8 protein-coding genes are annotated in these 11,902 nt (G+C 60.8%); 4 read left to right on the top strand and 4 right to left on the bottom strand.

What is annotated here, in order from left to right:
- Window positions 1-18: 18 nt before the first annotated feature.
- Genes DOM58_RS05070 through DOM58_RS05055 form a run of 4 tightly spaced genes read right to left on the bottom strand, consistent with a single transcriptional unit; the run spans window position 19 to window position 5,726 of the window.
- Window positions 19-1,614 carry an LTA synthase family protein gene (locus DOM58_RS05070; RefSeq protein ID WP_110691979.1) on the bottom strand — a complete coding sequence of 532 codons (1,596 nt, stop codon included), beginning with the start codon at window positions 1,612-1,614 and terminating at the stop codon, window positions 19-21.
- The gene (locus DOM58_RS05065) at window positions 1,611-2,405 is read right to left on the bottom strand and encodes an SDR family NAD(P)-dependent oxidoreductase (RefSeq protein WP_110691978.1); all 795 of its coding nucleotides are present in this window, start codon (window positions 2,403-2,405) and stop codon (window positions 1,611-1,613) included. The genes DOM58_RS05070 and DOM58_RS05065 overlap by 4 nt, the downstream gene beginning before the upstream one ends.
- Complete coding sequence (locus DOM58_RS05060) at window positions 2,402-3,664, bottom strand: capsule biosynthesis protein (protein ID WP_245392155.1); 1,263 nt, start codon at window positions 3,662-3,664, stop codon at window positions 2,402-2,404. Before DOM58_RS05060 ends, DOM58_RS05065 begins: the two co-directional genes overlap by 4 nt.
- A gap of 1 nt (window position 3,665) precedes the next feature.
- Window positions 3,666-5,726: a capsular polysaccharide biosynthesis protein gene (locus DOM58_RS05055; protein WP_110691976.1), complete on the bottom strand. Its 2,061-nt coding sequence runs from the start codon at window positions 5,724-5,726 to the stop codon at window positions 3,666-3,668.
- A gap of 738 nt (window positions 5,727-6,464) precedes the next feature.
- On the opposite strand from DOM58_RS05055, the gene cysD reads away from it, so the two are divergent.
- The 4 genes from cysD to DOM58_RS05035 all read left to right on the top strand — a co-directional run bounded on the left by cysD (window position 6,465) and on the right by DOM58_RS05035 (window position 11,812).
- Complete coding sequence (gene cysD, locus DOM58_RS05050; protein WP_083627667.1) at window positions 6,465-7,382, top strand: sulfate adenylyltransferase subunit CysD; 918 nt, start codon at window positions 6,465-6,467, stop codon at window positions 7,380-7,382.
- Complete coding sequence (gene cysN, locus DOM58_RS05045; protein ID WP_110691975.1) at window positions 7,382-9,295, top strand: sulfate adenylyltransferase subunit CysN; 1,914 nt, start codon at window positions 7,382-7,384, stop codon at window positions 9,293-9,295. Before cysD ends, cysN begins: the two co-directional genes overlap by 1 nt.
- 180 nt (window positions 9,296-9,475) lie before the next feature.
- Window positions 9,476-9,880, top strand: coding sequence for a DVU3141 family protein (locus DOM58_RS05040; RefSeq protein WP_157957490.1), 405 nt, complete (start codon window positions 9,476-9,478; stop codon window positions 9,878-9,880).
- Between the two features lie 180 nt (window positions 9,881-10,060).
- Window positions 10,061-11,812: a polysaccharide biosynthesis/export family protein gene (locus DOM58_RS05035; protein WP_245392154.1), complete on the top strand. Its 1,752-nt coding sequence runs from the start codon at window positions 10,061-10,063 to the stop codon at window positions 11,810-11,812.
- The last annotated feature ends 90 nt before the right edge of the window (window positions 11,813-11,902 follow it).

The following is an 11,902-nucleotide window of genomic DNA, read 5'->3' as shown; positions in this document are numbered from 1 at the left end:
GCGCGGGCTACGCCTTTCTCAATTCGCACCAAGCTTGCCTGCGTGGTCGATAATTCTGTCGTAGATTGTGGTTCCCAGCTTATCGGCTGGGAGCGTCATCCGCACGTTATCCCCCGAACGGGGCGCTGTCTGCCAGATGAAATAGTTCGTGAAACCATCCGGCTCGCCATGCTGTGCGTAGACTTTCGGCATGATCGGCACATGGTCGCCGTAGAAACCCAGAATGCCGTGCCGGCTGCTTTTATGAAGCTCGTTGTTATCCTGCAGCTCGCTGTTCTGTTGCAGAGAGTCCCTGAGTCGTTCCAGCATACTATCGGTATTGCGTAGATGCCTCAGATAAACCGTTAGCTCTTCGCAACCGGGAGTAACGCCACCTTCGACCCACCGCTCGGCAATGGCCGGGTCCGGCGTTTCGAGATGGAGCGGGCCGTGATTCTCCATGCTGATCACGAAGATGAACAGCGGTTTTTCGTCCGCCGTTGCCAACTGTTTCTGAACCCGCTCTGCCAGCGCCAGATCGCCGGTGTACTGACCGTCGCGCTCGCTGAGATCGAAATCGGCGATATCGATGAAGGTGTCGAACCCGAGATTAGGGTAGACCCGATCGCGCAGGTAGAAACTGACGGGATACGGATGGATACAAACCGTGCGATAGCCCAGACGTTTAAGGGCGCCGGCGAGATTGTTGACCGGCAGCTTCGAGAGCTGATGGTAAGGATTGAAACGATGCACGCCGAGCCGTGACGGGGTGAATCCGGTCAGGACCGCGCATTCGGTGCGCACGGTATTGGCGCCCCAGGCGGGCACGTCGAAACGCCCCGACTGCAGAGATTCGGCCATCAGCGCATCGTATTCACCCAGCAGTTCGCGCCGAATGTCCGGGTGCCAGTCGCGGGGATCGAAGAAGGATTCGCTTTGAACCAGCACGACGTTGGGCAGCGTAGCGGGATCGACGGGTTCGGATTCCAGATCCCACGGGGCGGCGAAGGCGCTGTCGTTGTCGTCGCGGTCGATGGGCAAGCGAGTCATGCGTCCATAGGCCCAGAGATAGGGATAGAGGCCGAGTCGCACGAGATCGTCGTTGGGTTCCAGCGTGCATTCGGGCAGCCGGGGCAGTTGCCAGCTCAGCACGGCGACGGCAGCCGCGGTCAGCGCCAGCGTTCCCGCCAGCGACCAGGGCGCATCGGCATGACCGAAGAGCGATGGCTCGAGCCAGAAACCGATGCCGATGGCGATGGCGCCGGCCACGCTGGCGCCAATCGTCAAGCCGACGCCAAAAAACGGAATATAGAGACGCGGATGGCGAATCGCGTCGATGAAGTATTCGAAATCCTGGCACAGGAAGGGCTCGCGCAGCGATGTCGACTTGGTGTTGTTGACCTGGATCACCACCATCTGCAATGACGCGGCGATGACCAGCGCAAACCACGGCCGCTGGACGATCAGAAGCCAGAATGTAAAGTGCAGGGCGGCCGTTGCCAGGTGCACGGCAATCGCGGCTGGCGGGCGTTGCCACAGCGGCTGCGGGCGCGGTTTCAAAATCATTTCGCACAGGCTGGTCACTACCAGCGTGGCAATCGCCGCCCAGAACCCGTTCCAGAAACCGTGAATCATCGATGCGCTCCGTCGCCGTGGTCGTGGTCATGGTCGTGGTCATAACCGAACAGCGTCAGCAGGCGCTGCGAGATCGCCGCCGGTAATACGGCCAGCCACCAGCAGCCGAAATTGAGCGGAAAGGGGAAGCTGATCCGGGCGCGATTCCTTTCGATGCCCTGGGCGATGAACCGGGCGGCGCGCTCGGGCTGCCAAAGAAATGGCTTGGGGCCGGGCATCTCATCGCACATCTTCGAGCTGACGTAGCCCGGCATCACCACGCTGACGCCCACACCGTGCGGCGCCAGCCAGCCGCGCAGCGCTTCGCCGTAGGCCTTGACGCCGGCCTTGCTGGCGCTGTAGCTCGGCGTCACCGGCAAGCCGTGATAGGCGGCCAGCGAGCTCATCAGCACCAGCTGGCCGTGACCGGCGGCGCGCATGCGTTTGCCGAGATAGTTGCCCATTGCCATCGGCACACGCAGATTGATTTCGAGCAGGCGGCTGGCGTCGTCCCAGTCTTCGCCGCTGGCATCTTCCCCGATATCGATGTTCATGCCGGCATTGACGATCACGATATCCGGCACCGTCGGCGTGCATAGCGTTTCCAGCCAGGCGAACAGGGCATCGTCGTCTTCCAGTGCGACCTGATCCAGCTCGACCTCGGCACCGGCGTGACGACACGTGGCCGCCAGGGTCTCGAGCACGTCGAGCTGGCGGCCATGCAGGATCAGTTGGTTACCCGGCTTCGCGTAGACGGCGGCCAGTGCCTGACCGATGGCGCCGGTGGCACCGGTAATGACGACTCGGGTCATAACGCGATCTCATCCATGAGTTGCTGTAAGGGGGAGCGTTCCCGCTGTAACGCCTGAAGGGCGTTTTTCGCCGCCAGGTCGATTCCCGGACGGCAGTAAAACCCGCCGTTAATCTGAACCGTCTGGGCAACGGTCCGGCGGTAGGCCCGGAACAGTTCCGCGTCCGGTTTGGGGACATTGTGCCAGAATTCGTCCAGCGTGCCCTGATGGGTCAGGCCGGCCATATCGTAGACCGGCGAGGCCAGCGTGTGGGTCGGGCAGTCGAAACCGAGCGAGACGTTGCCGGCGGTGCTGTTGACCGTCACCAGTCCGCTGGCGTGCTTGAGCAGTGCCTCGAGATTGCCGCCCTCGAGATAGACGAGGCGGTCGCCCAGATCGTATTCGTGCGTCAGTACCTCGATCAGGCTCGCGTACTGGGCCAGCCCCATGTCGAGGGGATGGTTCTTGATCACCAGGAAGGCATCGCGCGGGGCGTGGTAGGCGAACGATGCGGCCACCTTGCCGATCACTTCCTGCATGTTCTTGTAATCGGAATGGTAGCGAATCTGGGCATCGCTCTTCAGCTGCAGGGGCAGCAAGTAAAACGGCCGTTTGGCGTCCAACAGCGCTTTCACGCGCTCGTTGTCGCGCCGTTTCAGGTACGGCATGCGCATCTTGCGCAGCAGAAAACCGGCGTATTCCACCGGCGCGGTGACCAGCGCGTGATTGCGATAGTGCGGGTGGAGAAACGGATTGGCGATCCCCGCCAGATGATAGATCACATCGTGGCGCGCCCGGGTGTGGAACTGGTTGGGAAACGCCATGGGTCGCCCGGCGCTGGGCAGCCGCCTGCCGGCTTCGCGGTACCAGTCCGGATCTCGCGGCAGCAGCGAATGGGCGTTGACGCCTTCGCGCTCCAGCGTCACCCAGTAAGGCCGGAAATAACCTTCCTCGAAGACGTGATTACGGATACCTCGGCGCCGCGCGGCCAGAATGGCGCGTCGATGCACCGGGCGACGATCCCCGAAGACGACCTGATCGGTGATCTCGTGGCGGTCCCATATCTGCGAAAGATATTCGGGTATGTCCTTGGCCTGTCCGCGGTAGGCGTAGGTATTGCCCTGACGCCAGAAAGTGCTGTCGCCGACGGTGAAATTGATCTTGATCACTTCGTGTCCCGCGGCCAACAGCTGTTCGCCCAGCCGGTCGAAAAACGGCGAGCAGACACCTTGCAGCAACAGAAAGCGTTTGTGCGCGCTGCTCAAAGTCGAAGCACTCAATTCATTGCCTTTGGGAGAACAGGTTGCGGTACAGACGATACAGACGCACACGAAAGGGCAGGCCCGAGCGCTGATCGCGTTGCTGTTGCATCAGCTCGACGGCGGTGTCGGCATTGCAGAATTCGCCGCTCAGAGGATCGACATAGGTCGGATAGATCAGCAGCGCGCCGGCGATCAGGGCATCCAGTGTCAGCTGTCGTTGGCGACGCGGGGAGGATAGCCGATCCTGCGTCAGACCCCAACCGGCATAGAAGGGGAGGCCGTAGGTATGCACAGCCACCTCGCGCATCAGGCCTTCGAAGCCCGTCAGCGAACACATGGTATGGATCTCGTCGGCCAGCTCGATCAGATCGATGATGTCGTAGTGAACCAGCTCGAGGTCATAGAGTTCGCTGGCACGCTTGTCGAGCAGGCCGACCCGCGCGCCGGAGACCACATCCGGGTGGGGCTTGTAGATGATGAACGCATCGGGTCGGTTGTGCCTGACGGCTTCGAGCAGCGCCTGGTTGGTCTTGATTTCGGGGGAGCCATGCGCGATCGAGGCGTCGCTTTCGACCTGGCCCGGGACCAGCACGATGAGCCGTGAACCCACTACGCCTTCGGGCAGCGTGGGTAGCGTCTTGCCGCGCACGTTGTATTTCGACAGCTTGAGCTCGGTCAGGCGTCGACGCAGGCGCTCGGCGCGCGCCAGTAGCGCCGGCTCGAATTCCGTCTCCGTCAGCAGCCGTTCGAGATCGCTTTCATGATTGGCGTCGTAATAGAGCCCGCGTGAATCGAATGCCAGCGACAGCGGCCGGGTCAGGTCGACCCCGAGCCCGACCGAGCGCACGAACCCGTCTTCCATTCGCCACAGTTTGAGTCCGTGCTGACGGCATAGCGCCTTGAGCTCATCGGTGGCCTTCTGGCCCCACACCACCAGACTGTCGCGACCCTCGAGTTCATGGGGCTGCGGCCGGTCGCTCTGAAGGAAGCGCACGCTCGACGCCGGACCGAGAAAATCGGTAATGAAGGCCCGCTTCCAGCTGGAAAAGCCGACTGCCAGCCAGCGTCCGGCGAGGCGATCGCGCTGGCGTTTCTGATCGGCGATCAGGTCGATGGTGGCCTCGAGCGTGGATGGCAGCCCGGTGTAGGGGTTGGCATAGCGGCAGTAGCGCAGATAGGCCGCGGCGAAGAGTTCCGGCAGCGAGCGTTGTCGCTGGCGGCGCTCGCAGTGGAGCTCATCGAAGGTCAGTCCCCAGCCGGCATAAAACGGCATGCCGAAACAGTGCACCGGCTTTTCCGCCATCAACGCTTCGAACCCCAGCTGACTGGTGACCACGTAGACCGCGTCGACAGCGTCGATCAGCGCCCACGGGTTGATGTCGTCGCCGATCAATCGGCAGCGAGGGTGGGTCGAGGCCTGAGTCAGATAGCCCTGCTTGCGCCCGGCGATGACGTCGGGGTGGGTCTTGATCAGGATTTCGGCGTCCGGATGATCGGCGATCGCGCTCTCCAGCATGCGCTTGAACGAGCTGGCATCGGCCATGCCATGGGTAATCGAGGCGTCGTCGCGGGTCTGGTCGATGACCAAAACCCGCGGCCGATCGGAGGTCGGCAGCGGCCGATCAGGAGCATGGTTGTACTTCGACAGACGACACCGGCGCAGACGCTGCATGGCCTGGCTGGCGCGTGCCAGTTCCTCGGTCTCGAAGACGGCCTCGGCCAGCAGTGTCTCCAGATCGGACGGCCGGGTCGCATCGTAGTAGATACCGCTGTAGTCCACGACCAGGCTGTGGGGCTGGGAGTAATTGACGCCCAGCCCCAGCGAGCGCAGGAAGCCATCCTCGATCGCGACATAGGGCAAGCCGCGGCGGGCCGCCATGCGTCTTGCCCGGGTCGATGTGGGCTTCAGTCCCCAACCGAGAATGGCATCCACGGGCTGGCGGCTGCCCGGCTTGAGGCGAACCTGACGCGAATATTCCGGTAGCAGGCAGCGGATGATGTGCCAGCGGGCCAGGCCCTTGGAGAGGTAGCCGGCCACACGCGGGGAGGACGGTCGCAGAACTGTCGAATCGTTATGCATGGGTCACGAAAAGCCAATGCGGTCCGTCGTCGAAGAGAATTGCGGCATCGCTATTCCTGGGCCGAAGGCCCGACGCGCCGTGAATGTGAAAAGGTGCCAAAGCTACTCAAGTCTGCCGCTTTAGGCAATCGAATGCGCAGTGTACCGCATACCAGGGTGGGCGAGCGCTTTTGCGCTGTAGCGAAATGATAAGAGCAGACATGTCGTGATCACATTCGCAATTGTTAGGTGAGTAGTGAATGCGGCAAATGTAAGCAAACTTTTCTCATAGAAAAATCGATGTTTACGGTATTAACAAATTCACACTTTTCCCGGTGCGGGCGATGTATTTATTTCCTCGCCTTTGTCTCTAAAAACAGGAGTAGGGGCGCTTTTATACGCTTAACATTTCCCTTTGATGGTTTTATTGAACGTCGTTAATGAGACCGTGTCAGCATTTTATCGATAGAGATAATGTCTTGAAAATCATTTAAAAACAATGGCATATCTAAAGTATTAGCTCGCCGTTTTTTAGCATTATTCCTTCCCGTGTAATGTTTTATTCAACGCGCCCCAAAAAATGAATTTTGACATTTACATGGGCTTACTTTTGGCGATTTTAATATTTGACTCGAGGGTCTCGTTTGACCGAAAAGGAGTCTCGAAACAACAAATCAAGGCAACGATCGTTGATGTCTGGTCCGTTTCAGGGCCAAGGACTCGGGTTTCGTTACTCTCGATCGGCTGCACGGGAACGTTATGCGCGAACTCACACACAGGGCTCACATGCACCTTCGGCAACTCGAGGCGGAGTCGATCCAGATCATCCGGGAGGTGGTTGCGGAGTTCCGCAACCCGGTAATGCTCTATTCGATCGGCAAGGACTCTTCGGTGATGCTGCATCTGGCGCGTAAGGCGTTCTATCCGGGAACGCCGCCGTTCCCGCTTCTGCATGTCAACACCACCTGGAAGTTCCGCGAGATGATCGAGTTCCGCGATCGGACGGCGGCTCAGGTCGGTATGGAACTGATCGAGCATGTCAACGAGGAAGGTCGCGCCGCGGGGATCAATCCGTTCGATCACGGCAGTGCCAAATACACCGACGTGATGAAGACCCAGGCACTCAAGCAGGCGTTGAACCAATACGGCTTCGACGCCGCTTTCGGTGGTGCCCGCCGCGACGAAGAGGCTTCTCGGGCCAAGGAGAGAGTCTATTCGTTCCGGGACAGAAACCATCGCTGGGATCCCAAGCAGCAGCGCCCGGAACTGTGGAATCTCTACAACGGCAAGGTAAGCCAGGGCGAATCGATCCGGGTGTTTCCGCTCTCCAACTGGACCGAGCTGGATATCTGGCAGTACATCCGTCTCGAGTCGATCTCGATCGTGCCGCTCTACTACGCCGCGCCGCGTCCCACCGTGGTTCGTGGCGGCATGTTGCTCATGGTCGACGATGGTCGATTGCCGCTCGCGGCGGGGGAAGTGCCCGAGGAGCGCTGGGTACGCTTTCGCACGCTGGGCTGTTATCCGTTGACCGGCGCGATCGAATCACGGGCAACCACCTTGCCCTCGATCATTCAGGAAATGCTGCTCACGCGGACCAGCGAGCGCTCCGGGCGTGCCATCGATCACGACGGCGCCGGGTCGATGGAGAAGAAAAAGCGTGAGGGGTATTTCTGATGATCCCTCATTCCGCACGATTCACCCCCAACCTCGAAGGGCATCTCGCCGCGCATCCGGAGAGTGAGACTCACGAGGGCAAGGATCTGCTGCGCTTCATGACCTGCGGCAGCGTCGATGACGGCAAGTCCACTCTAATCGGGCGGCTGCTGCATGACTCCAGGATGATCTTCGATGATCAGCTGGCGGCCCTGACCCGTGATTCGAAGTCGCGAGGTCACCTCGGCGGCGAGCTGGACCTCGCTTTGCTGGTCGATGGACTGCAGGCAGAAAGAGAGCAGGGCATCACCATCGATGTCGCCTATCGGTTTTTTTCCACCGACAAGCGCAAGTTCATTATCGCCGATACGCCTGGCCATGAGCAGTACACCCGCAACATGGCAACCGGGGCGTCCACCGCCGATCTGGCCGTCATTCTGATCGATGCCCGCTTCGGGGTGCAGGTGCAGACGCGCCGACACAGCTTCATCTGCGATCTGCTCGGTATCCGGCATTTCGTGATCGCGATCAACAAGATGGATCTGGTCGGCTACTCCCAGGCGCGATTCCAGGAGATCGTTGCCGACTACCGCGGCTTCGTCAGTCAGCTGGGCGTTTCCGACGTTCGCTATCTGCCGATATCGGCACTGGATGGCGACAACGTGGTCAACTCGAGCCCGCATATGAGCTGGTTCGACGAGCCGCCGTTACTGGCCCAGCTCGAGCAGATCGAGGTGCTGTCGGCGCGCAGCCTGCACGAGCTGCGCTTTCCGGTGCAGTACGTCAACCGGCCCAATCCCAACTTCCGCGGCTACTGCGGCACGTTGGCCGCCGGTGCCGTCGAGGTGGGTGCCGACATTCGGGTCGAGCCTTCCGGCAAGCGCTCTAGCGTCGCTCGAATCGTCACCAATGACGGCGATCTGGACGTGGCGTATGCGGGGCAGTCGGTCACGCTCACGCTGCAAGATGAGATCGATGTCTCGCGCGGGGACGTTCTGGTCGCGGCCAACAGCGACATCGAGCCCTGTACCGCTTTCGTCGCCGACGTGGTGTGGATGCACGAGACGCCACTGGCAGTGGGGCACGAGTACGAATTCAAGGCCGGCGCCCGCGTCGTGCCGGGACGCGTCGTTCGTTTTCTCTATCAGGTCGACGTCAACACCCTCGAGCACCACCCGACCGAGACGTTGCCGCTCAACGCCATCGCCCGCTGTCAGATCGAGGTTGCCGAGCCGCTGGTGCTGGATCGCTATCAACACTCGCCCGAGACCGGAAACTTCATCTTTATCGACAAGCTGAGCAACCTGACCGTGGGTGCCGGCATGGTGGCCGACGTACTGAATTCGGGCCATGTGGTCTGGCACGACATGGCCGTCACCAAGCACCGGCGCGCAGAGCGCAATCGTCAGAAGCCGAGCATCATCTGGTTCACCGGGCTCTCCGGCGCAGGTAAATCCACCGTTGCGGATGCGCTGGAGCGGCAGCTCTTCGGCATGGGCCACAACACCTACCTGCTGGACGGCGACAACGTTCGCCACGGTCTTTGCCGTGACCTCGGTTTCAGCAATGCGGATCGTCAGGAGAACATTCGGCGCATCGGCGAGGTGGCCAAGCTGATGGTCGACTCGGGGATGCTCACGCTGGTCTCGTTCATCTCCCCGTTTCGTGACGATCGCCTCGAGGTTCGCCGCATGGTCGAAGCCGGCGAGTTCATCGAGGTCTTCGTCAATACCCCGCTTTCGGTTTGCGAGCGCCGGGATCCCAAAGGGCTCTATCGGAAGGCTCGCCGCGGCGAGATTCAGCAGTTCACCGGTATCAGCTCACCTTATGAAGCTCCCGAGTCACCGGAAATCGAAATCGATACCTCCGCCTGTGATCTCGAGGAAACCGTCAGACGTCTCATCGTGGCGCTGCGTCGCCATCGAATTATCTAGCGGTCGCCAATATCCGGAATTCGACATTTAAGAAAGAGAAGTTCACGTCAGAAAGAGAAGTTCACGTCAGGAAGAGAAGTTCACGTGGAAAAGGCGGCAACGACGTTGGGCGCTACAGACACATATCAGGCTAGGTTCTCGGCGATAACGCGCGAGAAATCGAGGGGAAAGGTGGTCGCGATGAGACATGAAAAAGAGCAGGTCATCAGCAGGAAGTCCGTAACCCGGTGGATGGCTTTGACGTTGGCACTCGCCGCCGTTTCGGGGTGTGCCACGTCACAGCAACACGGTGACTCGATGGCGGCGATGCCCATGGATGGCGCAACGCCGGTAAGCGGACCGCTGTCGAGTTTTCTCGATAGTGCCGCCCCCGGCAGCGTAACCACGTTGGCCAGTACGCCTTGGGGCGCGAACGTTTCGATACACGCCCGGGAGCGCTATTTCTCGGCAAGCGGTCGGCGCTGCCTGCTTCTCGACGTGACACGCAACACGGCACCGGCCGGTCTGCCGGTAGGCGAAGTGACCTGCCTGGTGCCGGAAAAGGGATGGTATGCGCAGCGATTGGTGACGGAAATCATTCGCTGAGGATCGATGCCGACGCGCAGTCGGACATGTCCTCGACGAAGCCGTCGAAAGCCGTCGTTCCCGATGCCGGAACGACCTATCTGCCAACGAATAACTGAGTGCCATTAAAGGCATTCAAGCGGATCTCAGTTACCGAAATCCGACGTTCGATGGCTTGAAAACGTGAGAAAGGGAAACATCATGAAGCGGGCAGCAATGATTTTCCGGGCCGTGTGCCTGGTGGCGGTAGCGTGCTTGAGCGCCAACTTTGCTCACGCTCAGGCGATCGGGCTGAGCAGTAGCTCGTTGCTTGGCGGCGACCAGGAGGCCCAGGCGTTGACCTCGCAGTCCGACGATGCCCAGGGTGCCGAGGCCTCGCCGAGAGCGGATTGGAACAGCGGAACCTATGGCCCCGTCGATCCGAATGGATCAGTCGATCCGAGGTCGCAGGCCGTAGTCGACCCCGAGAATCTGCCCCCGTTCGGCGAGAATCTTTTCAGCGGCGGCTTCCGCGGCATGATGGCCGATGGCCTCAATGCCGACTATCTGATCAAGCCCGGCGACCAGATCACGATTCGGGTCTGGGGCGGGGTCGAGATCGATCGCGTGCTGGCCGTGGATGCTCAGGGCAACATCTTCCTGCCACGAATCGGGCCGTTGCAGGTTCAGGGAATATCCAACGCCCAGCTCAATGCCAAGGTGCGCGGAGCGATCAAGTCGGTCTACCCGGAAAACGTCAGCGTCTACACCAACCTTCAGGGCGTGCAGCCGGTGGGGGTCTTCGTCACGGGTTACGTCTTGAATCCCGGGCGCTACTCCGGAACGCCCAATGATTCGGTGCTCTACTTCCTCGATCAGGCGGGCGGTATCGATCAGGCCCTGGGCAGCTATCGTCAGGTCGTGATCAAGCGGGGAAGCCAGGTCGTCGATTCCGTCGATCTCTATGACTTTCTGATCAACGGCGATATCGCTCGGCCCCAGTTTCGCGACGGCGACACCATCGTGGTCGAGGAGCGCGGTCCTGCCATCAGCGTCGTCGGCGCTGTACAGAAAAGCTATCGCTACGAACTGCTTGGCGATGCGCTGACCGGGCAGGACGTGATCAATCTGGCTCGCTTGAAATCCGGCGTCTCGCACGTGCTGCTGCGTGGCAGTCGTTCCTCGGGGCCGATCTCCCGTTATCTGCCACTGGCCGACTTTCGAAGTGCCGAAGTTCGTCGTGGCGATGAAGTGATGTTCAGCGCCGATCAGCGTGACGAGACCATCGTGGTTCAGGTGGAAGGAAGTTACTACGGGCCGTCGCGATACGCGTTGCCCCGCGACGCCAAGCTGGGTGAATTCCTCGACGCGGTCAGCGTGCCGCAGGGCATGACCAGCTACCAGGATGTTTCCATCCGCCGCATCAGCGTGGCGGAGCAGCAGGCGCAATCGCTGAAGGACAGTCTGCGGCGCCTCGAAACCACCTATCTCGGCTATCCGGCGCGTACTGCCAAGGAAGGGGAGATCCAGGTTCGTCAGGCCGAACTGATCCAGCGGTTCGTGCAGAAGGCCTCTCAGGTCAAACCGACCGGCCGTCTGGTCGTCGCTCGCGACGGCAATGTCGCCAATATTCGGCTGCAGGATGGCGACGTCATCACGATCCCCGAGAGTTCGGACTCTGTGCTGCTGAGCGGCGAAGTCATCATTCCTCAGGCGATGGTCTATACGGCGGGCATGAGCGCCGAGGACTACATCCAGCAGGCTGGCGGATTCACGCCCCGCGCCGACGAGGGGCAGGTGCTGGTCGTTCACCGCAATGGTGCCGTCATCAAGGCCGATCAGACCCGCATGCGTGCCGGCGACGAAATCATCGTTCTGCCCGCGGCGCCGACCAGCAACATCGAACTGGCCACCAGCATTACCCAGATCCTCTATCAGGTCGCCGTGGCCACCAAAATAGCGCTGGATCTATGAGCGCGCTCGATCCGCGGTCCTGCCGCGCCCTTGCTGCGGGACAGAGTTTCCGCGGCACCTTCGGGGGGACTCCGTCATGGCTATAGATTC

This window comes from Salinicola halophyticus (genome assembly GCF_003206695.1).
Classification (GTDB): domain Bacteria; phylum Pseudomonadota; class Gammaproteobacteria; order Pseudomonadales; family Halomonadaceae; genus Salinicola; species Salinicola halophyticus.
Note: the sequence above shows the minus strand (reverse complement) of the source record. Positions and strands in the feature narration are given on the sequence as shown.